Origin of the sequence: Dietzia timorensis (assembly GCF_020742175.1) — a bacterium.
Taxonomy (GTDB): Bacteria; Actinomycetota; Actinomycetes; order Mycobacteriales; family Mycobacteriaceae; genus Dietzia; species Dietzia timorensis_A.
Genome location: NZ_DYXM01000145.1, coordinates 1 through 21,374, shown reverse-complemented (window position 1 = coordinate 21,374; position 21,374 = coordinate 1). Strand labels below are relative to the sequence as shown.

The 21,374-nt window shown below is 66.0% G+C and carries 23 protein-coding genes; 6 read left to right on the top strand and 17 right to left on the bottom strand.

Features of this window, described 5'->3' with window-relative positions; all coding sequences use genetic code 11:
• Window positions 1-32 precede the first annotated feature (32 nt).
• The 12 genes from K8V11_RS07915 to K8V11_RS07860 all read right to left on the bottom strand — a co-directional run bounded on the left by K8V11_RS07915 (window position 33) and on the right by K8V11_RS07860 (window position 11,202).
• Window positions 33-1,199, bottom strand: coding sequence for a glutathionylspermidine synthase family protein (locus K8V11_RS07915; RefSeq protein WP_303912432.1), 1,167 nt, complete (start codon window positions 1,197-1,199; stop codon window positions 33-35).
• Between the two features lie 64 nt (window positions 1,200-1,263).
• A complete protein-coding gene (locus tag K8V11_RS07910) occupies window positions 1,264-2,010 on the bottom strand; it encodes a hypothetical protein (protein ID WP_303912429.1) in 747 nt (248 codons plus the stop codon).
• An 82-nt stretch (window positions 2,011-2,092) separates the two neighbouring features.
• Window positions 2,093-2,371 carry an acylphosphatase gene (locus K8V11_RS07905; RefSeq protein WP_303912426.1) on the bottom strand — a complete coding sequence of 93 codons (279 nt, stop codon included), beginning with the start codon at window positions 2,369-2,371 and terminating at the stop codon, window positions 2,093-2,095.
• Between the two features lie 5 nt (window positions 2,372-2,376).
• On the bottom strand, window positions 2,377-2,826 hold the full coding sequence (locus K8V11_RS07900; RefSeq protein ID WP_303912424.1) for an OsmC family protein: 450 nt from the start codon (window positions 2,824-2,826) through the stop codon (window positions 2,377-2,379).
• Window positions 2,823-3,752 (bottom strand): bifunctional DNA-formamidopyrimidine glycosylase/DNA-(apurinic or apyrimidinic site) lyase, encoded by a 930-nt coding sequence (gene mutM, locus K8V11_RS07895; protein ID WP_303912420.1) that lies wholly within the window; start codon window positions 3,750-3,752, stop codon window positions 2,823-2,825. The genes K8V11_RS07900 and mutM overlap by 4 nt, the downstream gene beginning before the upstream one ends.
• A gap of 11 nt (window positions 3,753-3,763) precedes the next feature.
• On the bottom strand, window positions 3,764-4,492 hold the full coding sequence (gene rnc, locus K8V11_RS07890; RefSeq protein ID WP_303912417.1) for a ribonuclease III: 729 nt from the start codon (window positions 4,490-4,492) through the stop codon (window positions 3,764-3,766).
• 58 nt (window positions 4,493-4,550) lie between these two features.
• The gene (locus K8V11_RS07885) at window positions 4,551-5,135 is read right to left on the bottom strand and encodes a DUF177 domain-containing protein (RefSeq protein ID WP_303912414.1); all 585 of its coding nucleotides are present in this window, start codon (window positions 5,133-5,135) and stop codon (window positions 4,551-4,553) included.
• A 33-nt stretch (window positions 5,136-5,168) separates the two neighbouring features.
• Entirely contained in the window at window positions 5,169-5,957 is a 789-nt protein-coding gene (locus tag K8V11_RS07880; protein ID WP_303912410.1) for a DivIVA domain-containing protein, read from the bottom strand.
• Window positions 5,958-6,046: 89 nt separating this feature from the next.
• Entirely contained in the window at window positions 6,047-6,538 is a 492-nt protein-coding gene (gene coaD, locus K8V11_RS07875) for a pantetheine-phosphate adenylyltransferase (protein WP_303912407.1), read from the bottom strand.
• Between the two features lie 10 nt (window positions 6,539-6,548).
• Window positions 6,549-7,133, bottom strand: a complete 585-nt coding sequence (locus tag K8V11_RS07870; RefSeq protein WP_303912405.1) for an RsmD family RNA methyltransferase — start codon at window positions 7,131-7,133, stop codon at window positions 6,549-6,551.
• Window positions 7,130-9,490 carry an ATP-dependent DNA helicase RecG gene (locus K8V11_RS07865; RefSeq protein ID WP_303912402.1) on the bottom strand — a complete coding sequence of 787 codons (2,361 nt, stop codon included), beginning with the start codon at window positions 9,488-9,490 and terminating at the stop codon, window positions 7,130-7,132. The genes K8V11_RS07870 and K8V11_RS07865 overlap by 4 nt, the downstream gene beginning before the upstream one ends.
• Complete coding sequence (locus K8V11_RS07860) at window positions 9,487-11,202, bottom strand: DAK2 domain-containing protein (protein ID WP_303912399.1); 1,716 nt, start codon at window positions 11,200-11,202, stop codon at window positions 9,487-9,489. The genes K8V11_RS07865 and K8V11_RS07860 overlap by 4 nt, the downstream gene beginning before the upstream one ends.
• A gap of 123 nt (window positions 11,203-11,325) precedes the next feature.
• Here K8V11_RS07860 and K8V11_RS07855 point away from each other — a divergent pair, with 123 nt between their 5' ends.
• Window positions 11,326-12,120: an enoyl-CoA hydratase/isomerase family protein gene (locus K8V11_RS07855; protein WP_303912396.1), complete on the top strand. Its 795-nt coding sequence runs from the start codon at window positions 11,326-11,328 to the stop codon at window positions 12,118-12,120.
• Here K8V11_RS07855 and K8V11_RS07850 read toward each other — a convergent pair.
• From K8V11_RS07850 to K8V11_RS07840, 3 genes are read right to left on the bottom strand one after another with little or no spacing between them, the layout of a single operon-like run.
• A complete protein-coding gene (locus K8V11_RS07850) occupies window positions 12,117-12,827 on the bottom strand; it encodes a uracil-DNA glycosylase (RefSeq protein WP_303912393.1) in 711 nt (236 codons plus the stop codon). The genes K8V11_RS07855 and K8V11_RS07850 overlap by 4 nt on opposite strands.
• Window positions 12,820-13,341 carry a gamma carbonic anhydrase family protein gene (locus K8V11_RS07845; protein WP_303912390.1) on the bottom strand — a complete coding sequence of 174 codons (522 nt, stop codon included), beginning with the start codon at window positions 13,339-13,341 and terminating at the stop codon, window positions 12,820-12,822. Before K8V11_RS07845 ends, K8V11_RS07850 begins: the two co-directional genes overlap by 8 nt.
• 10 nt (window positions 13,342-13,351) lie before the next feature.
• On the bottom strand, window positions 13,352-14,380 hold the full coding sequence (locus K8V11_RS07840) for an AIR synthase related protein (RefSeq protein ID WP_303912387.1): 1,029 nt from the start codon (window positions 14,378-14,380) through the stop codon (window positions 13,352-13,354).
• A gap of 74 nt (window positions 14,381-14,454) precedes the next feature.
• Here K8V11_RS07840 and K8V11_RS07835 point away from each other — a divergent pair, with 74 nt between their 5' ends.
• Window positions 14,455-15,108, top strand: a complete 654-nt coding sequence (locus tag K8V11_RS07835; protein WP_303912383.1) for a DUF3515 domain-containing protein — start codon at window positions 14,455-14,457, stop codon at window positions 15,106-15,108.
• Window positions 15,109-15,150: 42 nt separating this feature from the next.
• On the top strand, window positions 15,151-15,636 hold the full coding sequence (locus tag K8V11_RS07830; protein ID WP_303912381.1) for a GyrI-like domain-containing protein: 486 nt from the start codon (window positions 15,151-15,153) through the stop codon (window positions 15,634-15,636).
• Between the two features lie 53 nt (window positions 15,637-15,689).
• Here the strand turns inward: K8V11_RS07830 and K8V11_RS07825 are convergent, their stop codons facing one another.
• Together K8V11_RS07825 and K8V11_RS07820 are read right to left on the bottom strand one after the other, a co-directional pair.
• The gene (locus tag K8V11_RS07825) at window positions 15,690-16,799 is read right to left on the bottom strand and encodes a D-alanine--D-alanine ligase family protein (RefSeq protein WP_303912380.1); all 1,110 of its coding nucleotides are present in this window, start codon (window positions 16,797-16,799) and stop codon (window positions 15,690-15,692) included.
• Window positions 16,800-16,862: 63 nt separating this feature from the next.
• Window positions 16,863-17,861, bottom strand: coding sequence for an NAD(P)H-dependent glycerol-3-phosphate dehydrogenase (locus tag K8V11_RS07820; protein ID WP_303912378.1), 999 nt, complete (start codon window positions 17,859-17,861; stop codon window positions 16,863-16,865).
• A gap of 113 nt (window positions 17,862-17,974) precedes the next feature.
• On the opposite strand from K8V11_RS07820, the gene cofC reads away from it, so the two are divergent.
• From cofC to K8V11_RS07805, 3 genes are all read left to right on the top strand, one after another.
• Entirely contained in the window at window positions 17,975-18,748 is a 774-nt protein-coding gene (cofC, locus tag K8V11_RS07815) for a 2-phospho-L-lactate guanylyltransferase (protein ID WP_303912376.1), read from the top strand.
• Window positions 18,745-20,883: an RNA degradosome polyphosphate kinase gene (locus tag K8V11_RS07810; protein ID WP_303912374.1), complete on the top strand. Its 2,139-nt coding sequence runs from the start codon at window positions 18,745-18,747 to the stop codon at window positions 20,881-20,883. Before cofC ends, K8V11_RS07810 begins: the two co-directional genes overlap by 4 nt.
• Window positions 20,883-21,374 (top strand): NUDIX hydrolase (locus K8V11_RS07805; protein WP_303912373.1); only part of this gene is annotated, 492 nt, incomplete at its 3' end. The genes K8V11_RS07810 and K8V11_RS07805, both read left to right, overlap by 1 nt.

Sequence of the window (21,374 nt, the reverse complement as noted above, 5' to 3'; positions counted from 1 at the left end):
CGGGTATCGGGAGGGAGCGGCTTACGGAAAAACTACGGGTCGGGGATGATGTGCGGGATGAATGAGGCACCGTCGTCGGTGATCAGGCCGGCGGTCTCACGGATCCCCAGCCCCACCGATTCGTCGCCCACCACCCAGGTGCCGAGCACCGGCCGGTAGCCGTCGAACTCCGGCAACGGGTCGAACAGCTGGTAGACGTAGCCCTCACGGCCGTAAACGCCGGTGGTTTCGGTATCCATTCCGGCGCCGACGATGGACAGGTTCGCCCCCTCGCGACCGAGCTTCGGCTTGCGGACGTACTCGGTGAGCATCCCGGGGTCGTCGATAAAGGTGGGCAGAAGGTTCGGGTGGCCCGGGTACATCTCCCACAGGATCGCAAGAATGGCCTTGTTCGACAGGATTGCCTTCCATAGCGGTTCGACCCACAACGTCTTCGGGAGTTCCGCGACCATGTGCCGACCGAATTCATCTTCGAGCGCCCATTCCCACGGGTACAGCTTGAACACGTTTTCCATCGGCCCGAGCTCGAGATCGGTGAACCGCCGCAGCTCGCTATCCCAGCCCACCTGCTCGATCTCGAGGCCGACGGTGGAGAAACCAGCCTCGGCTGCGGTCTCCTGCAGATACGCAGTAGTCATGTGGTCCTCGCCCGTGGGATCGGCGCCGGACCAACAAAAGTAGAGGTCGTCTGCCGGCAATTGGCTCTTGATCCCGGCCCACCGCGCGACCAGGGCTTCATGTAGCGAATTCCACTGATCGGCGTCCGGAAACGCGTCTTGTTTCCAGTACCACTGCAGGATCGCCGCCTCGAGCAACGAGGTGGGGGTATCTGCGTTGTACTCGAGCAGCTTCGCCGGCCCGCTGCCGTCGTAGCGAAAATCGAATCGCCCGTAAACGTGCGGGTCTCCGCGGCGCCACGAGGCGGCGATCGCCTCCCACGCATATTCGGGAATCCCGAAATCGGCGAATCGTTCGGTGAGGATCACGTGCTCGACTGCTTCGAGGCACATCGAATGCATCAGCTCGACCTGCGTCTCGAGCGCAAGCACTTCGTCCATGTCGAACTCGTAGTGCACCGACTCGTCCCAGTACTCCCTCCGCGCGCCGTGCTTATCGCGCCCCGGGGTATTGAAAATCAGGCCCTGCTGTTCGGTAATGCCTCGCCAATTGGCTCGGGCTCGGCCCTGCACCCTGCGCATGTGCTTGCTCCCTTTTTCACGTATGACGTCGGACGTACTCTGCGCCCCGGGCGATGCGCGATCGCTAGCCGCCGCTGGAAAAGCCCTTGCCCCCGGAAGACCCCTTCGACCCCGAGGACGACCCGAGACCGCCACGGCTGACCGGACCGCCCGTCTTTCCGCTGTTCGTCACCTCGCGGCCATTACCCGTCGAGTAGGACTTCCCGGACTGCGGGGTCGAGGCTCCGTTGGCAGGGGCACCCACAGGAGCGTTGGAGCCATAGGAGTAGCGGTACGAGCTGCCACCGACGAGGAAGAAGAACATCCCGCCGGGGCCGCTGCGCTCTTCGTTCGCGTTCTCGCAGATCTGATCGTCGACGACGACGTTGTCCTCATTCACGCACTGGGCGGATTCATAATCCGCGCCGCCCCCGCCGGCAGAGGACATATACGTGGCGGCGAGGATCGCCACGAGGCCGAGCCCCACGCCGCCGGAAATCAGATAGGTCTTCCGGCGCCTTCGCTTTTCCTCGTTGCGCTGATCCTCCTGCGCCTGAAACCGCGCGGCGCGCTCGGCCTCCTTGCGCACGCGGTCGCGTTCGCGGGACTCGGCCAGCGTCGGTTCCCGCCGCACCGCACTTTCGGGTGTCTGACGCCGGATGTTCCGTTCATGGCGCGACCGCGCCGAGTCCGGTTTGTTGGCGCGCAGGTTCTCCAGCGGGCTGCGCTCCTGCTCGCCGTTCGGGCCGGCGGGCGCGGCACCATCACCGGCGGTGCTATCGGGATTGTCGGGCCTGTGGCCACCGTTGTCGGGGTTGTGCGGGTCGGTCACGTACCGGCTTCCTCGTCCTCGCGGGTCGTTACTCTTCGTCCAGTGTAGGCGGTGGCGGGCCATCGACGCCTCGGCTCAGGCCCTATCGTTCGACGAAACCGTCGAGTCCTCCACGTGGTGGATCGAAGTCTTCGACCACGGTGCTCACCTGTCCGGGCGTGTCGCCGCTGCGGAGCCACTCGACGAGCTGATCAAGGGCGGGCCGCGGCCCTTCGGCGACGACGCACACGCGGCCATCGGGTTTGTTCGTGGCATGGCCGACCAGCCCCAGCTCGAGGGCGCGACTACGCGTCCACCAACGAAAACCGACCCCCTGGACGTGACCATGCACCCACGCCGTCAACCGTTGTGTCTCGCCCATCGCCGCTATGCCTCCGCACCGGAGTCGTCAAAACTCAGGTCGATTTCGGTCCCGGCCTTGAGGGTCCTGCCCACCGTGCAGGCCCGGTCGATCGCGCGTGTGGCGATGGTGCGGATCTTCTCGCGGTCGGCGTCGGAGAATTCGGCGAGGTCGAGTTCGAAAACTTCGTCGAGGTGGGGATAGCGTTCCTGCTCCCGGTCGGCCGCGCCGGACACGCGAACGGTCCCGGAAAAGTCCTCGCCGAGGCGCCGCTCGAGCGGACCGTCGGCGCTCATCGCCGTGCACGCGGCGAGCGCGATCTTGAGCAGTTCGCCTGGCGTGAACGCTCCCTCCACCGTGTCCCGACCGACCCGCACCTCCGCCCCGCGTGAGGACTTACCGGTGAACCTGGCACTTCCTGTGCGCTCGACCCACAATTCGGCGGCGGCAGGCTGGGAAACGTCGCTAGAAGTCATGGCCTCATCGTACGTTCGGCCGGTTTCCCGCGCCGCTTTCGCGGCGCCGGCTGGCACGTAGGGCAGTAATAGGAACCCCGGCCCCCAATGCTTTCCTTGGACATCGGCTCACCGCACCGCGGACACGGTTCGCCGAGCCGCCCGTAGGCATTCAGTGAACGCGCGAAGTAACCGGAGTCGCCGTTGACGTTGACGTACAACGCATCGAAGCTCGTTCCGCCGGCGTCGAGGGCCCGATCCATGACCTCGCGAGCGGACTCGATCAGCTCGACGACTCGCGTGAGCGTCAGCCGCGAACCGAGGCGTCGTCCGTGCACGCGCGCGGTCCACAAGGCCTCGTCTGCATAGATGTTGCCAATGCCCGAGAGCAGGGTTTGTTCGAGGAGCTGCCTCTTGATCTCGACGTCTCGCGAGCGCATCCGCTTAGCCGTCGCGCGGACGTCGAACGCGGCCTCGAAGGGGTCCGGCGCGATGTGAGCGATGGACGCCGGCACCACTCGCGCAGGTCCGGCGGGGGCCGCGTGGGGGTCGCGGACGAGGGTCTCCGTCGTCATATATCCAAAGGTGCGTTGGTCGATGAAGCGAAGCTCCTGGCCGTCGGACAGTCGGAGGCGCGCATGGGTGTGCCGGGCGGCGGGAAGCTCGGGAGAGGCGACGAGGAGCTGGCCGGACATGCGCAGGTGGACGACGAGGGCGCGCTCGCCGGCTTCGGGTTCGCCGTCGCCGAGGGTGAGCCACAGGTATTTTCCGCGGCGCTCGGCCGAGTGGATGCGGGCTCCGGCGAGTTCGTCGGCGAGGCCCTCTGCGCCGCCCGGGTGTCCGCGGGCGACGCGATGTCCGGTGAAAGCGGCGGCATCGATCCTGCGACCTACGGCATGATCGGCGAGGCCCCGGCGGACGACCTCTACCTCGGGAAGCTCGGGCATCGCGCGCTCAGCTACCCGGCCGAAAGGTTTTTATACGCCTGCTCGGCAGCCTTCTGCTCGGCTTCCTTCTTGGTGCGGCCGGTGCCGCTACCCCTTTCGACTTCCGACACCAGAGCCTGGGCCGTGAACTCCTTGGCATGGTCCGGGCCGGAATCGGTGATCCGGTAGCGGGGTGCGCCGTGCCCGGAGGCGGCGCACAGCTCCTGCAGGCTCGTCTTCCAGTCGAGCGCAGCACCCATCTCCGGGGCCTCGTGGAGGCGATGCCCGAGCAGATCGAGCACGACCTTGCGGGACGGCTCGAGCCCGTGCTCGAGGTAGATCGCCCCGAACACGGCTTCCATGGTGTCGGCGAGAATCGAATGCTTGTCGCGACCGCCGGTGAGCTCCTCGCCCTTGCCCAGCCGCACGTATGCGCCCAGTCCCCCGTCGCCGAGCTCCCGCGCGACCTCGGCGAGGGTGTACATATTGACCAAGCTCGCGCGGATCTTGGCGAGCTCCCCCTCCGCGCGGTCCGGGTAATTGACGTAGAGGAACTCCGTGACCGACAGGCCGAGCACGGTGTCGCCGAGGAATTCGAGGCGCTCGTTGTGCGGGAGGCCGCCGTTCTCGTAGGCGAAAGAGCGGTGCGTGACGGCGTGCTGCATCAGCCCCGGGTCGATCTCGATGCCCAGGGCCTCGAACAGCGCGGTATACGCGCCGTCCTCGGGAGGCGTGGCCTCGGCGGACCCGTACTTTGCCATGATTGTCGACTACCTTCTTTTCGTTCGAAGCGCCGGCCGTGAGCCCGCGCGGTCCGTGCTACTTCTCTTCGCCGGTTTCCGGATCGCGGCCGAACTTCTCGGCGAGCCCCGCCCAGCGTGGGTCGATCTTCTCGGCCCAGTCTTCCGCGGTCCCATCCGGTGCGGGGACATCGTTGTCCGGGCACGGCCGCCCGGTGACCGATTCACATGTAGGCGCCAGTTCGAACGACAGCCCAAAGCCGTCGATGAGTGCCTGGGTGAGATCCACGCGGCCGTCGTCGAGAAGCCGGACCTCTTCCTCCTCCGCAGCCTCGGCGGACGGGCTGCCCGGTTCCGCATACAGGTCCCCAAGTGTGACGGTGGCGTCGCGGCTCAGTTCCGTGAGGCATCGGACGCATTCCGCCACGGCCTCGGCCGATGCAGTGCCGGAGACGTAGACGCCGTCCTCGACACGAGAGACGGTGAGGTCGAGCTCGACCTCCCGCCCGGCGGGGACCTTGACCATCTCCACCCCGATGTCGTCGGTCAGGACGACGGTGTCGCGCCAGTCCGCGATCGTGCCGAGCGATGTGCCCAGCCGCTGGGTGTCGAACGTCAGGCCGTGGCCGTGGGTATGGGCTGAGTTTCGGGCGTTATCAGACACGCCTTCAGATGATACCCGCCGACGCGGCGCCCCCTAGCGACGGACGCGCTCGTCCCGGTAGCCGCGGTCGTCGCCCGCTCCGGGTTCGTCGTAGCTTTCGCGGCCGTAGGCGTAGCCGCCGGCCATCTCCGCCCGTCCACGCTGCACCGTGCGGATCGTCGTCGCGAGGACGTCCTCGAATTCGGCCATCTTCTGCTCGACGTAGTCGTCGCATTCGTCGCGGCGGCGCGAAGCCTCCGCGTAGGCGTCCTCGCGCACTCTGCGCGCCTCTTCGTCCGCGACCCGCGAGACCTCGGATTCGGAAACCATGCGCTGCTGCTCGTTGCGGGCTTCGGTGAGCATCCGGTCGTAAAGTGCCTCGGCGTCATCGACGGTACGTTCGGCCTCTGCGCGGGCGCGGGAGGTGGTGTCCTCGGCCTGCCGCTGGGCGGAGTCGACGGTCGCGGCTGCCTCGGTCTCGGCGGTGAGCATCATCGCGTCGCTGCGCTCGCGTGCATCGACCACGAGCTTGTTCGCCTGCGCGTTGGCATCGGCGACCATGCCCTCGGACTCCGCGCGCGCATCGGTGAGCGTCTGGTTCGCCTCGGCCTGGGCATTGCCGACGAGCTCGCGCGCCTTGGCCTCTGCCTCGGCGAGAATGCTGTCGCGCTGGTCGAGGACATCCTGGGCATCGTCGAGTTCACCTGGAAAGGCATCGCGGATCTCGTCGAGAAGGAGCAGCGAATCCTGGCGCGGGACCACGCAGTTATTCGTCATGGGGATGTTGCGTGCTTCCTCGATCATCGCGATCAAGTCGTCAAGCGCCTGGAAAACTCTATACACCCTGCTGTCCTTCCCTTGCACTCTTGTGCGGATGGGTCACTGCCCCATCTTGTCGGTTTATCGATGACGCCGGACGGTGCCGCGCCGGTTCAGCCGAACTTCGCTGCCATGGCACTTGCCACAACCCGGGGCACCAGATGTCCGACGTCCCCTCCGAGCTTTGCCACCTCCCGGACGAGCGAGGACGAAACGAACGACAACCCCGGCTGTCCTGACACGAACACCGTGTCGACGCTTCCCTCGGCACCTGCGCCGGTGATCTCCCAGTTCATGTGAGCCATCGGCTCCTCGTACGAGTAGTCGGTAGCGCTTCTCAGGCCCTTAACCACGGCCAGAGCGCCCTGTTCGCGGCAATAGTCGACGAGAAGACCGGAGAAATCGTCCACCCGGACGTTGTCCAGGTGCGCCACCGACTCGGCGAGAAGCTCTCGACGCTCTGCGACGGCGAATGTCCCCTGCTTGTTGGGGTTGTGCACGACGCAGGCGATGACCTCGTCGAAAAGCCTTGCCGCACGCTCGAAAACGTCGACGTGGCCGAGGGTTACTGGGTCGAATGAGCCGGGGCACACTGCGATAGTCATGCTTCCCAGGCTAGCGATCTTCGACGACTCCGATGTCGACCCGCGTTTCCCCATAGGTTCTGCTGAACTCCGACGTCATACCGTCTGGCCAACCGATGACGGCGGAGCGGACCGAACTCTCGACTACGACGTGCGCGATGTCCGAAAGCCAGGCATGCGTGATGAGGCGGTCGAGGATTTCGGGAACCTGCTGCTCGACCTGCTCGTACGGCGGGTCGATGAGGACCAGGTCGTAGCCACCGTCACGGGGGCACGGGCCGGAGATCGCCCCGGGTAACGCGGTGCGGTGAAGTGCGAGGCTCGCGAGGGGCGCCCCCAGGGCTACGCGAGCGGTGTCGATGTTGCCCTGCAGGATGCGGGCGGCAGGGCCGCCGGATTCGAAAAAGTCAGCCGTCTCCGATCCGCGGGACAGGGCTTCGAGGCCGAGCGCACCGGATCCGGAGAACAGGTCGAGCACGAAGGTCCCGTCGAGGTCGAGTCGCGATTCGATGGCGCTGAACATAGCCTCGCGCACGCGGTCCGTGGTGGGTCGTGTGCCGGCGTCCGGTACGGCCAGGCGCGTGGAGCGGAGCCTTCCGGCGATCAGTCTGGTCACGTGCGATCAAGATAGTCGGCCTCGGCGAATTCGTCTATCTCCTCGCCGAGCGCAGTGTAGTGCTCGAGTTCCGGGTCCTCGGACAGGATGCGCGCGGATAGCTCGCTCGCCTCGGTGATGATCTCGGCGTCGCGCACCACAGACAGGATGCGGTTCATGCCGCGGCCACCGGATTGCCGAGCGCCGAACACGTCGCCCTCCCCGCGTAATTCGAGATCACGCTGGGAAAGCTCGAACCCATCGCGGGTGTCGGCGACCGCTTTGAGCCGTTCCTCGGCCGTCGACCCGGGTTCGACGGTGGAGACCAGCAGGCATACTCCCGGCTTGTCCCCTCGGCCGATGCGCCCGCGCAGCTGGTGTAGCTGCGAGATGCCGAAGCGGTCGGCGTCCATGATGACCATCACGGTCGCGTCCGGCACGTCGACGCCGACCTCGATGACCGTCGTCGACACGAGCACGTCGAGGTGCCCGTTGCCGAACGCGTTCATCGTCATGTCCTTGACGTCGGAGGGCAGTTTGCCGTGGACGAGCCCCACGCGCAGGTCCGCGAGTTCGTGGGAGACCAGCCGGTCGAACAGGTCCTCGACGCCGAGCCCAGGCCGGGCGGGGCCGACCGCGGGGCCGAAATCGCGCTGGAAGTCGCCCTGGGAATCGTCGGGATCGGAGCTGTCGATGCGGGGTGCGACGATGAACGCGCGACCGCCGTCTTCGACCTCCTCGTGGATGCGGTCGAAGATGCGCTCGACCCAACGCTGTTGATGAGCGGGGTCCAGCGCGCCCAGCTGCACGACATGAGTGTCGACCGCCTGCCTCCCGGCCGGCAGCTCGGTGAGCGTCGAGGTGGACATGTCGCCGAAACTCATCATCGCGATTGTGCGCGGGATTGGTGTCGCCGTCATTGTGAGGATGTGCGGGGTGGCACCGTCTGTGCGCTTGGCGCGAAGTTTCTGCCGCTGGTCGACACCGAACCTGTGCTGCTCGTCGACGACCGCAAGACCGAGGTCGAAGAACTCTACGGAGTTCTCCAGCAGCGCATGGGTGCCGATGACGATGTCGATTTCACCCGTGACAAGGCCGAGCAGTGCCTCGCGCCGAGCGCCGGTGGACATGGACCCGGTAACCAGTGCCAGCGAGATCGGCGCGGTTCCGGTGCTTTGGTCAGGCTGCACAGAATCGCCGAACAGGGTTCCGCTCACGGCGCCGGCCGGGGCGGCGAGATCGCGGAGCAGGCGGCGCAGCGCCCGCTCGTGTTGGGCGGCGAGGACCTCGGTCGGTGCAAGGAGCGCGCACTGACGGCCGGCATCGACGACCTGGCACATGGCGAGCAGGGACACGACAGTCTTGCCGGAACCGACCTCGCCTTGCAGGAGTCTGGCTGTGGGATAGCTCTTTTCGAGGTCTCCGGAAATTTCGTCCAGAACCTCGTCCTGCCCCGAAGTGAGCGAGTACGGCAGCCTCCCGAGCAGCGCGGCGCGGACACCGCCGGCTCGCGCCGGGCTCGCGGGCGCGGCCCCGGATTCCAATCGGAGCCTCCGAAGTCCGAGACGCAGATGCACGGAGAGGGCGACGTCAAACTTCACGCGGCGCCGGGCCGCGGCGAGCTGCTCGTGTGATGACGGGAAGTGGATCGCCCGCCTCGATTCGTCGCGTGGGGCGAGGCGGAATCGCCTTCGGTCGAGCTGCGAGAGCGTCTCGGGCACTTCCGGAAGTAGCGGCAGTGCGATGGCAACGGCAGACATGACGTCCCAGGTGGTGGTCTTCTTCGAGGCGGGATAGACCGGCAGGATCGGACGCTCGAGGATGGACTGCTCGCCGCGGCCGACAACTATCTCATCGGCGACATCGAGGATTTCCTTGGCGGAGGACTCCCGCTTCTCCCCGGCGGCGAGAGGCTCCGCCTCGTCCGACGTCATTCCCGATGCGTCCGAGGCCACCCGGAAGGTGGGATTGACGCAGGTGATCTTGCCGTTGCGGATCTTCGCCACGCCGATGACCTCGATGAAGTCGTGCTTTTTGACCTTGTGCTTGACCCACGTCATGTTGAAGAAGACCGCGGTGCGCTCGCCGGCGTCCGTCGCGACGGTCACGAACACCGTGCGCACGCGGGGCATCTGGCCGCGGGAGTAGTTGTCCGAAACGCCGAATACCGTGCCGGAAAAGCCGATGGGATCGCCGTCCGAGATTCCTGTGGCCGGATCGCTCTGTCCACGATCGCGGTACGCGCGCGGCACGGAATCGAGCAGCTCGGAGAGCGTGTGAAGCTCGAGGTCTCGGGCGAGCTTCTTCGCCAGGGTTGCGGGCAGGATCTCCGCGAGCGGGGTGTCGTCGGGGCCGGCGAGGTCGTCGGTCTCGCTCATTCCAGTCCCACGTAGGCCATCACGTCGCCGTCCCCCATGGGGTAGGTGACGATTTCCAGGTCGGGGTAATCCTCGGAAAGCCTGTCCACCTCGGCCTCGACCTCGGCTTCGAGGTCCTTTACCGCGATGACCGTGAGCATCTCGCCGCCGAGGGTGAGGAGGCGGTCGATCACTGCGGAGAGAGCGGCGGCCGGGCTCGACTCCACCACGGCCACGTCGTATCCGATGACGCCGACGACGTCACCGACCTCGCACGGGCCGACGAGGGTCAGCGCCCTCTGTGCCGCCCGGTCGAGACGGGCGAAACGAACAGCTGTGGCCGCATCGGCCATGTCGAAACCGTCGATGGACAGCGAGGAGTCGGGGTCGTGCACCGCGAGGGCTGCGAGCCCCTGCACGATGGACTGGGTCGGGAGAATGATGCAGTGACGGCCGCGGGCGCGAAGTTCGGCGTCGACCGCGGTGATCTGCGAGTGCCCGAGCGAGCCATTGGGCAGGACGATGATCTCGGCGGTCTCCACGTCGAGAAGCTTGCTTACCATGACCGCTTCGTCGGCGTTGGCGTCGATTGTCACCGCGCCCGCTCCCTCGAAAAGATCGGACACCGGCCCGGGGCTCGCGAGCGCGACGACCGTGCGCCCTTGTTCGAACGCCGCGGACGCCGGCGGTCCGGCCGGGCCTAGCAGCTCCTCGACGCGGATATCCGAGATTTTTCCCAGGTCTACGCCGGCCTGGATGGCGCCACCGATCTCGTTGGTGTGGACGTGGACGGTCCAGTAGGAATCGGTCCCGCCGGAGCTATCCGAGGCCACGATGACGCTGTCCCCAAGTCCTCGAAGCGTGGCGCGTAGCGCGTCGCCCGCCGACGACTCCAGGTCACGTAGCGCATACATGACCTCGAATCTGGACACCTCGCCTTCGGGCGCACCAGAACCATGTTCTACATCCGTAGTGGATTCGGTATCGCCTGGGTGCGCGGCATCTCCGCCGTCATACTCCGACAGGTCCACTGGCGTGCGGGCGAAGTCCGGCCTCTGCGGGGTAACACCCGTGACGACCTTGACCAGCGAATCGAGGACGATGAGCAGGCCGCGGCCGCCGGCGTCGACCACTCCGGCCTCGCGGAGCACATCAAGCTGATCAGGCGTGCGTTCCAGGGAATCGCACGCGGCGTCCGCCGCCGCCTTGCACACGGCGGGCAGCGTGTTCTCCGCGTTGCGTGCGGCGGCCGCGGAATCGCGCAGGACGGTGATGATGGTGCCCTCGACGGGATCGGACAGTGACCGCGAGGCGACATCCACCGCGGCGGACAGTGCAGTCGATACGACCTCCGCGGAGATCCCGGAGGCCTCCGCGTGGTCGCCGAGTGCGCGGAGCACCTGCGACAGGATCACTCCCGAATTGCCGCGCGCCTCGCGGACCGCCCCCTTGGCGAGGGCGGAAGCCACGCGATCGGCGTGCGCCGCGGCGGACGTGGTTCCGATCGACTCGACGAGATCATCGGCGAAGTCCACCGCCGCGGCCATGGTGTGTGCCATGTTCGTGCCCGTGTCCGAATCCGGAACGGGAAAGACGTTAAGCGTGTTGATCGCGCCCCGGTGCACGGCCAGCGAGTCGGCGACGAGCCGAGCCCAATCGAGGACCGCCATGCCGTCCAGCACATCGAGAGTCCCGGCCGCGGATGCGGCGGGCGCGCTACCAACCTGGCTCATGTTCCCTTCCGGCTCGTTTCTCGTCTCACTTCGGCCGTTGTGCTCCACACAACACTAGTACGCTAGGGCACCTAGCCGGTGCCCTTACAGGCATCTCGTCATCGTGAACCACTGGAGGAATTCGTGCCCACCGATCTTTCCGCACTTCCGCTCGTACGGTTTGAGGAGGGCATCCTTTACCTTCCCGTCTCGACATCGGAGAATGCGTGCGCGCTGAGCAATGAGGCGATGGAACAGTCGATCGAGGCACTCAACCTAGTATCCGTGGGACAGCTGGACGCACGCGTGGCCGTGCTCGTCGGCCTGGGCAAGCACTTCTCCGTCGGCGGCAACGTGCGCGGTTTCGCCGAGGCCGACGATACCGAACAGCACATCCTCGACGTGGCATCGATCGCCCACGCCCTCGTCGCTCGCGTATACGCGCTGCAAATTCCGGTCGTAGCCGCGATGAAGGGCGCCACGGCCGGCGCCGGGTTGTCGCTGTGCCTGTCTGCCGACGTCGTCGTCGGAGGCAGCTCCTCGCGTTTGGCCTTCGCCTATTCGGCAATCGGTCTGTCCCCGGACGGCGGTATGAGCTACTTTCTCCCCCGCGTGGTCGGACGAACCCGCGCCGCCACACTCCTGCTCACCAGTGCCCAGCTCAGCGGCGAAGAGTCTCGCGATATGGGAATCATCTCGCACTGGGTCGGCGACGAGGACATCGATACCGCTGCCACCGAGTTCGCCCGCAAGCTCGCAGCCGGACCGCATAATTCCTACGCCTCGATCAAGCAGAGCCTCGCGATCGCCGAGGAAGGCAGCCTCGACGCCGTGCTTCGGACAGAGCGCTTCAACATCGCCCGGAATTCGGTGACGCCGAACGGCCGCGAGGGCGTGGCGGCGTTCATGGAAAAGCGCGCCCCGAAGTTTCCCGGCTAGGCCCGCGAGGGCGCGGACGCCGGCAGGCGCCAGTCCACCTGGGACGCGCCCTGCTCTCCGAGGGCCGCGTTAGCCCGGCTGAACGGCCGGGAGCCGAAGAACCCTCGCGATGCCGAGAGCGGCGAAGGGTGCGCCGATTCGATGCGCGGCACCGAGCCCAGCTGTGGGGCGAGAGACTGCGCGTCCCGCCCCCAAAGGATCGCCACCAGCGGCGCATCGCGCTCGACGAGCGCCTCGATCGCCCTGTCGGTGATCTTTTCCCAGCCCTTCCTTCGGTGGGACGCGGCGGCGCCAGGGCGCACCGTGAGGCACCGATTGAGAAGCATCACTCCCTGCGCCGACCACGCGGTGAGATCACCATGCTCCGCGGGCTCGATACCGAGATCGTCGTGTAGCTCGCGATAGATATTCGTCAGCGAACGCGGCAGCGGACGGACATCTGCGTCGACCGCGAAGCTCAGGCCGATTGGATGCCCAGGAGTCGGATACGGATCCTGACCGACGATGAGAACCCGTACCTCCTCGAACGGTTGGGTGAACACACGCAGGACATTGCTTCCCGCAGGCAGGTAGCCGCGCCCCGCCGCATTCTCGGCGCGGAGGAAATCCCCCATCGCATGGATGTCCTCGGCGACGGGTTCGAGCGCACGAGCCCAGCCCGGATCGAGAATCTTGCCCAGAGGCTGTTTTCCGCCGCCGCTAGTCAAGGCGCCGCAATTCCGCGCGATAGCGCTGGCCATTCTCGAAGTATTTCTGCGTATTGCCCGCCATCATCTCCGGGTCGACGTCGAAGTCCGGGCGAATCTTCGCCGGCATCCCCATCGCCATCTTCCGTGCGGGCAGGTGGAACCGAGGCGGGATGAGGCAGCCGGCTGCCACAACCGCCCCCTCCTCGATCACCGAACTGTTGAGCACGATCGACCCCGAGGAAATCAATGCACCATCGCCGACCGTCGCGCCCTCGACATGCACGCCATGCCCGACGATGCAATGCTCACCGAAGATCGTCGGCTCGGTCGCGGTGCAGTGGATGATCGAACCATCCTGGATATTGCTCATCGCGCCGACCTCGATCCGCCCGTAGTCCCCGCGAAGGACTGCGTTAGGCCAGATCGAGACTCGCTGCCCGAGCGTTACGTTGCCGATAACCACCGCGTCAGGATGGACGAAGGCATCGTCCGCGATGTCTGGTTTCAGGTCTCCGAGTGCGTAGATCGCCATGTGCCCGAGTTTACGTCTGCCGTCCGCGCGCCGAGTCCCACCCCGAGATTCTCCTCGGCTCGCCGTCAACCAGGACGGAACCCGCACCGTGTTCCTGTGTGGGTTCCCCGATGACGCCGCACGCCGTGAACCCGGTGGGAATCTCGGTTCCGGCGGGGAAGGACGCGAGTAGGCCGTGGTCCTCTCCCCCGGTGAGATGCCATTCGGCTACCGCGGAACCGTGGTCCTTCCCGAGGGTCGCGGCCGCATCCCGCAAAACCTTATCGTCAACAAATGTAGAGGTATCGAGGTATGCGATTACCCCGCTCGCTCGGCACAGTCCCGAGAGATCGAGAAGTAAACCGTCGGTGACGTCGGTGAGTGCGCTCGCACCGGCGCGCCGTGCCGCCGAGCCGAGGGTGTATTCAGGTCGCGGGGCGCGAAAGAGATCCTGCGCAATCCCGTCGGCGTAGCCCGCGGAAATCAGCTCGAGCCCCGCAGCCGAGCGCCCCGGGAGACCACTGAGGGCAAGGACATCGCCGGGCCTTGCCCCGGAGAGACGGACGGCAGCCGCCCCCTCCTCCTCGAAGTCGCCGAGCGCCATAGGAGCGAGAACAAGACAGGGGCCTGTGGTGATGTCCCCGCCGATGATCTGGGCTCCCGCGCGCCGCGCCTCCATCGCCGCACCCGTGGCGAGACACTCGACATCCGCCAGCATCATGTCGCGCGTAAGCGACAGGGCGATGACGATATAGCGGACATGCGCTCCCATCGCCGAGATGTCCGAGGCGGCCTGCGCGACCGCGCGTGCGCCGATCTCGGCGGGCGTCGACCATTCTCTTCGGAAGTGGGTGCCCTCGACGATCATGTCCGTACTCGCGACGACATCCGTAGACGCGGCGAACACGGCGGCGTCGTCCCCATTTCCCACAACGAGGGTCGTCGGAGGATGCCCCGCGGAAGCCCGTGACGCCGCCGCGGTGAAAATCTCGATGATCTCGGCCTCGGTCGACGCGGCCACGGTCTCCCGGGCCGGCGATCGATCGCAGGGGTCGGTCACACTGTCTCCTCTTCACTCTCCATGGGTCGCGGCACTTGCCGGCCGCCGGCAGCGCACATCGTATGGTGAACGGTATGGCCAAAGACTCTTCTGCGGACGATGTCACCCCGGATCCGGATACCGACGGCAACGCGACAACCGCCACCGGCGATCCGATGGGCAGGAATCCATGGGTCGTCGCGGCCGCCGTCGCTCTTCCGGTGATTCTCGTGGGCGGAATCCTTTACGGGGCGTCCCAAGTCTATAACTCGACAGGCGCAAGCCAGGACGATCCGCTCAACGCGGTCACGGTGCCGAACCCGGATGGCGACTCGCCCGAATGTTCCGAGTTGCTCGCCGCGCTGGGCGACGAGCTCGGCGAGGCGAAGCGCGTGGAATTCTCCGACCCCGCCCCGGATGCTGCTGCCGGTTACCGTCTCGAATCCGGTGCCCCGGTTATCGTTCGGTGCGGGCTGCCCGCACCGCAGGGTTTCGAGGTCGGCACGGCGCTGACCGAGGTCAACGACGTCCAGTGGTTCAACGAAAGCGATCCCGTCGCCGAGGTCACTGATTCGACGTGGGTGGCGGTCGACCGGCCCGTCTACGTGGCAATCACCCTGCCGGAGGATTCTGGAACCGGTCCCATCCAGGCGGTCTCCGATACCCTCAAGGAGACGATGGAAGCGACGGAACCCACGCCTGCGGATGTCGCCGGCAATGACGCCGCGCCCACCGAACCGGGCAACTAGCCCGCGATCCGAACTCCGATCACCGACCCCAGGGGACCCACGATGGACTTTCTCACCGCAACGGCTCGCAGCAGCGTCGAGATCTTCGACATCCCCACGGTGACGACCGTCTGCGTGAAGGCAAACGGCTGGCAGATGTCCAAGCTCGAGGAGCTTTTCGATACCGGGTTCTCGTCCCTGGCCACCGCGGTTCAACCTGCTGGCCCGGCCTACGCGCTGTTCACCCGTCAGCCGTCCGACACCGTCGATATCGAGATCGGGTTCCCCACGTCCACCGCTCTTATCGCACCGATTCCCGCTCAGAAGGTCACCCTGGAGCCCGGCGAGATCCCGGCAGGTAAGGTCGCGAGCCTGTCCCATATCGGCGCGTTCGACAAACTTCCCCAGGCCTACGAGGAGCTCCTTGCACAGGTCGAACAGCAGGGTATGACGCCGAAGTTGCCGTTTTTCGAGGTGTACGTCACCGAGCCGAGTCCCGAAATGGACCCGGCCGACCTGCGCACCGACATCTTCACCTACGTCGAGTAGCGACCGGCCGGAACCCGCCCGAGCCTGCCGGAGCCCGGACGCGTCCGCGCCTGTTACCGCCCTCCGAGGGCCGTCTGCACAAGGGTGTCGAGTAATTCGGTGTAGCCGATTCCCGTGGCCTCCCACATCTTCGGGTACATCGAAATGGGAGTGAACCCGGGGATCGTGTTCACCTCGTTGATGACTGCGCCGTCCGCCGTCACAAAGAAGTCGACGCGGGACAGCCCCTTGGCGTCGAGAGCCTCGAAGGCCTCCACGGCGACCCGGCGCACCTCATCGGTCTCCGCCTCCGAGATCTTCGCCGGCAGATCGTAGGAACTCACGGCGTCGATGTATTTGGTATCGAAGTCGTAGAAGGCGGCATCGCCCGTAGCGTCGTCGGTTCCCGATCCGGGTTCGTCGGGGAAATGAATTTCGGCGGGAAGGCTGGCACGCACCTCACCGGAAGGCAACTCGAGTACGCCGCACTCGATCTCGCGCCCCACGATCCCGGCTTCCACGATCACTTTGGTGTCGTGCTTGCGCGCTTCCTCGATTGCCGGCTCCAGGCGCGCCCAATCGCCGACCTTCGTGATGCCGATCGACGATCCTCCGCGCGCGGGCTTGACGAACACGGGCAGCCCGAGCCGCTCGCGATCCGCGGCGGAGACGGTGCCCTCGCCGCGCCGGAGCACGACCTGCACGCCAATCGACAAGCCCGCCTGGCCGAGCACCTTCTTGGTGAATTCCTTGTCCATCGACGCCGAGGACGCGAATACCCCCGGCCCCACATACGGCACGCCGGATAGCTCGAGAAGCCCTTGGATCGTCCCGTCCTCGCCGTTGGGCCCATGCAGGACAGGGAAAATGACGTCGGCGTGCGTGTAGAGCTCGCCCGCGTTCGGGCCCTCGGAGTAGCGGATCACTCCGCGCTCGGTTTCACCGGTCCCGATCGCGACGCGCTGCGCGCCGTCATCCACCTTGGGCAGCCGGCGATCTTCGATCCGCAGCGATGCGAAATCGCTCGTGCCCTCGACCCAGGCGCCCGAGGTCGTGATGCCCACAGGGACGACCTCGTAGCGCTCGGGATCGAGATGGCTCATGACGGCGCCCGCCGAGACACAGGAGATGCTGTGTTCGGGACTGCGCCCGCCGTACAGGACTGCAACGGTTATGCGACTCACGGGCACAAGGCTACCGCCTACCCGCACGCCGTCCGCGCACCACCGCGCCCGCGCCGGGAGGAGTTATTCGCTCTTCTTCGTGCGCCCCATGAGCGCCTGCACGAGTTGCGAGACCGGGATGCCTTCATGGCAGACGAGGTGCGCGGCCTCGGTGAGCGGCATCTCTACTCCCGCCTCCTGGGAAAGGGCGCGGATGGAGGTGCACGACTTCACGCCCTCGGCGACCTGCCCATTGGTCGCCTCCTGCGCCTCGTCCATCGTCCGGCCCATGCCGAGCTGTTCGCCGAACCGGCGGTTGCGTGAAAGGGAGGACGAGCACGTCGCCACCAGGTCGCCTATACCCGCGAGCCCCGAGAACGTCGCCTGTTCCGCGCCGAGGGCGATCCCGAGTCGCGTGATCTCCGCCAGGCCGCGCGTGATCAGCGTGGCGCTCGTGTTGTAGCCCATCCCGAGACCTGCGGCCATGCCGCACACCAGGGCGATGACATTCTTCGCCGCCCCGGCGATCTCGCAACCCACGACGTCACCATTGGTATAGGGGCGTAGATATGAGGTGGCGAAGATCCCCTGAAGTTCTTCGGCGAGCTGCGCGTTCTCGGATGCGATGACCGTCGCGGCGAACTGCCCGTCGGCGATTTCCTTCGCCAGGTTCGGACCGGAAAGCACACCGATTCGCGACGGATCGACCGCGCCGTCTTCGGCGATGATCTGGCTCGCGCGACGCAGCGACGCGGTCTCGACGCCTTTGGCGAGCGAGATATAACCGGCGCCCTCCGGAAGGATGTCGGCCCAAGCCCGCATGTTCTCCCCGAGCGACTGAGCGGGCACGCCGAGCACGACATGACTGGCGCCCTCGAGTGCCTCGGCGGCATCGGAAGTTCCCGACATCTGCTCGGGGAGCGGCACCTCCGGCAGGTAACGGTCGTTGGTATGCCGCGAACGGATCTCCTCGGCCACTTGCTCCCTGCGCGCCCACATCACGACGTCGTTGCCGCCATCGGCAAGCACCTTGCCCACGGCCGTACCCCACGAGCCTGATCCCATGACCGCTACCCGAACCAAAGCACGCTCCCAACACCGTGAAGTTCGCCGACCCGGCGGGTCGGGAAGGCCCTTCCCGCCGTCAGCGTATTGCACACTCAAGATACCCGAGCACGTGTGGCACGATTGGTTAAATGCTGAGATCGGCCGCTGAATCATCCGCTGCTCCCCGTGCCGGCGGGCAGTGGGCCGTGGTCGTGCCCGCCAAGTCCTTGGACAGGGCCAAGTCGAGGATGACGACGGAGTTGTCCGGTCCCACCCGGCGGAGGCTCGTCCGCGCGATGCTTCTCGACGTCATCGCCGCGGCCCTCCGCTGCCCGGCCGTCGACACCGTCGCCGTGGTGACGGCGGACGACGAGCTGGCAAGCCTCGCCGCGGGCGCAGGAGCGCGTGTCCTCTCCGAATTCGAAGAGCAGTCTGCCGAGCCCGTAGTGGTATCCGGCGGCGACCGCACGTTTCGCTACGCCGCGGCCGTCGGACTGTCGTGGGCGCGGAGAGGAACGCCACCCCTGTATCGCCGCGTCGCCGTTCTCGCCTCGGACCTTCCAGGTATTAGCGAAGGTGAACTCCTCTCGGCGCTCGAAGCCGCAACACACGTCGAGCGAGGCTTCGTCCCCGACGCTGACAGCGCGGGCACGACAATGGCGACGTTCAACGCCGGCGGAGAGTCCGGAGAGGACCTACGAACGTTCTTCGGGGCCGATTCCGCCCGCGAGTTCGCCGCCTCCGGCGCTCACGATCTCGCCGAGGGCGCCCGGTGGGTTGGACTGCGCCGCGATGTCGATTCCGTCGCGCACCTCAACCACATCTCGGACCTGGGAGAACACACCACGCTGTTCGTGGATTCGTGGCTCGCCGACGGACCGGGCACACACGAACAGAGGTCATTAGGCAAAATGAAGGGGTGAGCGAAACCGAATCCACCTCAGGCACTCCGCAATCGCCTCCTACCCCGGTTACGGCGACACAGACGGGAAGCTCGAAGCCCCGGCTGCCCGCAAACCGCTATATCAACCGCGAGCTCAGCTGGCTCGACTTCAACGGGCGCGTTCTCGCCATGGCTGCCGACGAACGTCAGCCCCTCCTGGAACGTGCCAAGTTTCTGGCGATCTTCTCGTCCAACCTCGACGAGTTCTACATGGTTCGGGTGGCCGGCCTCAAGCGCCGAGACGATTCGGGGCTTCCCGTCCGTAGCGCCGACGGAAAGACACCGGCGGAACAGCTCACCTTGATCGGTGAGCGCGCTCACGAGCTCAGTGCCCAGCAAGACCACATCCTCGTCGATGAGGTACTCCCTGCGTTGGCGGAAGAGGGAGTGCTCATTCTCCCGTGGGCGGAGCTCAGCACCAGTGAGCGAACGCTGCTTTCGCAGCAGTTCCACGATCGGATTTTCCCGGTGCTCACGCCGCTTGCCGTCGATCCGTCGCACCCGTTCCCGTACATCTCCGGTCTGAGCCTCAACCTCGCCGTCACGGTGCGGGAGACCGAGTCCGGGCAGGAGCACTTTGCCCGGGTCAAGATCCCGAACAACGTCCCGCGCTTCGTCCGCGTCGAGCGGCGCGACACCAAGCAGATCGTCTTCGTGACCGCCGAAGAGGTCATCGCCGCGCACCTCGACCAGCTCTTCCACGGCATGGATATAGTCGATTACCACGTCTTCCGCGTCACGAGGAACGCCGATCTCGCCGTCGAGGAGGACCGCGATGAGGATTTGCTCAAGGCGCTCGAGCGGGAACTTGCGCGGCGACGCTTCGGTTCCGTGGTTCGCCTCGAGATCGCCGAGGACATGACCGACCACATGCTTCACCTGCTCAAATCCGAGCTCGAGGTCTCCGACGAGGACGTGTATTGGCATCGCGGCCTCATCGACCGGACGGCGCTGTGGCAGATCTATGGCGTCAATCTTCCCGATCTCAAGGAGAAGGCCTGGGTACCGTCGACTCCCCCGGCGTTCGGCGAGCGCGAGGCGCAGCGCAACATCTTCGCCTCGTTGCAGGACGGCGACGTCCTCGTTCATCACCCGTACGATTCGTTCTCGACGACGGTGCAGCGGTTCCTCGAGCAGGCCGCGGCCGATCCCAACGTGTTGGCGATCAAGCAGACCCTGTACCGCACCTCGGGTGATTCGCCGATCATCAACGCTCTCGTCGAGGCCGCGGCCGCAGGCAAGCAGGTCGTGGCCATGGTCGAACTCATGGCGCGGTTCGACGAACAGAACAATATTCGTTGGGCGCGCGAACTCGAGCAGGCCGGCGTGCACGTCGTCTACGGGCTCCTCGGCCTCAAGACCCACTGCAAGACCTCTCTCGTCGTTCGAGACGAGGGCGACAGGCTCCGCAGGTACTGTCACATCGGCACCGGCAACTACAACCCCAAGACCGCGCGCCTCTACGAGGACGTAGGTCTGTTTACTGCCGACGAAGACATCGCGGCCGATCTCAATGAGCTCTTCAACTACCTGACCGGGTATTCCCATCCCACGAAATACCGCAAGATTCTCGTGGCACCGGAAGGGATCAGGAAGGGAATCATCCGCAAGATCGAACACGAGGTGCAGCTCGCCGCGGAGGGCCACGATGCACGCATCCGCATCAAGGCCAACGCGATCGTCGACGAACAGGTCATCGACGCCCTGTACCGGGCGTCACAAGCAGGCGTTCCCGTCCAGGTCTTCGTCCGCGGAATCTGCGGGCTCCGCGCCGGCGTGCCGGGGCTCAGCGAGAACATCGAAGTCCGCTCGATCCTAGGCCAGTTCCTCGAGCACTCACGAATCTTCACTTTCAAGGCTTCCGACGAGGTGCTCTTCGGTTCGGCGGACATGATGCACCGTAACCTCGATCGCCGCGTCGAGGTGCTCACGCCGGTCGACGAACCCCGACTCAAGGCCGAGCTCGAGCACGTCTTCGATTCCGCGATGGATCCCCGCACCCGGTGCTGGGCCCTGATGGCCGACGGCACGTGGAAGCGCCGCCCCGACAATCGGGACGAAGAGCGCGATCATCAGATGGAGCTTCTCGCCGAGCACGGAGGCCTGCGCGACTGATGTCCAAGAAGCATTCCAATGAGAACGAAAAGCCCGTGTCCTTCGATTCCGGTAAAACCGTGCTCGCCGCCGGCGCGGTGTTGTACCGCCTCACGAAAAAGGGAGACGTAGAGGTTGCCGTCGTCCACCGGCCGCGGTATGACGATTGGTCTCTACCGAAGGGAAAACTGGACCGCGGCGAGGCATTACCTGTGACGGCGAAGCGCGAGCTTCTCGAAGAGACCGGACACGAGTGCATTCTCGGTCAGTCTCTCGGCGAATCCAACTATCGGCTGAAGAACGGCGCATTCAAGCGCGTGTGGTATTGGGCCGCCCGCGAGATCGGCGGGGAGTTCGTCGCGTCCGACGAGTGCGACCGCATGGACTGGCTTTCGGTGTCCGACGCTGTCGAACGAGTCTCCTACGAACTTGATCAGAGCGTTCTCGCGACGTTCCGCTCCTCTGTTGCCCCGCATGCCGACAGGTTGCGCCAGGTGGTTCTCATCCGTCAC

Excerpts from the sequence above, each read along its gene's own strand:
- K8V11_RS07915 (WP_303912432.1), bottom strand. The coding sequence starts at position 1,199 with ATGCGCAGGGTGCAGGGCCGAGCCCGAGCCAATTGGCGAGGCATTACC.
- K8V11_RS07905 (WP_303912426.1), bottom strand. The coding sequence starts at position 2,371 with ATGGGCGAGACACAACGGTTGACGGCGTGGGTGCATGGTCACGTCCAG.
- K8V11_RS07900 (WP_303912424.1), bottom strand. The coding sequence starts at position 2,826 with ATGACTTCTAGCGACGTTTCCCAGCCTGCCGCCGCCGAATTGTGGGTC.
- mutM (WP_303912420.1), bottom strand. The coding sequence starts at position 3,752 with ATGCCCGAGCTTCCCGAGGTAGAGGTCGTCCGCCGGGGCCTCGCCGAT.
- rnc (WP_303912417.1), bottom strand. The coding sequence starts at position 4,492 with ATGGCAAAGTACGGGTCCGCCGAGGCCACGCCTCCCGAGGACGGCGCG.
- coaD (WP_303912407.1), bottom strand. The coding sequence starts at position 6,538 with ATGACTATCGCAGTGTGCCCCGGCTCATTCGACCCAGTAACCCTCGGC.
- K8V11_RS07865 (WP_303912402.1), bottom strand. The coding sequence starts at position 9,490 with ATGAGCGAGACCGACGACCTCGCCGGCCCCGACGACACCCCGCTCGCG.
- K8V11_RS07860 (WP_303912399.1), bottom strand. The coding sequence starts at position 11,202 with ATGAGCCAGGTTGGTAGCGCGCCCGCCGCATCCGCGGCCGGGACTCTC.
- K8V11_RS07845 (WP_303912390.1), bottom strand. The coding sequence starts at position 13,341 with ATGGCGATCTACGCACTCGGAGACCTGAAACCAGACATCGCGGACGAT.
- K8V11_RS07835 (WP_303912383.1), top strand. The coding sequence starts at position 14,455 with ATGGCCAAAGACTCTTCTGCGGACGATGTCACCCCGGATCCGGATACC.
- K8V11_RS07830 (WP_303912381.1), top strand. The coding sequence starts at position 15,151 with ATGGACTTTCTCACCGCAACGGCTCGCAGCAGCGTCGAGATCTTCGAC.
- cofC (WP_303912376.1), top strand. The coding sequence starts at position 17,975 with ATGCTGAGATCGGCCGCTGAATCATCCGCTGCTCCCCGTGCCGGCGGG.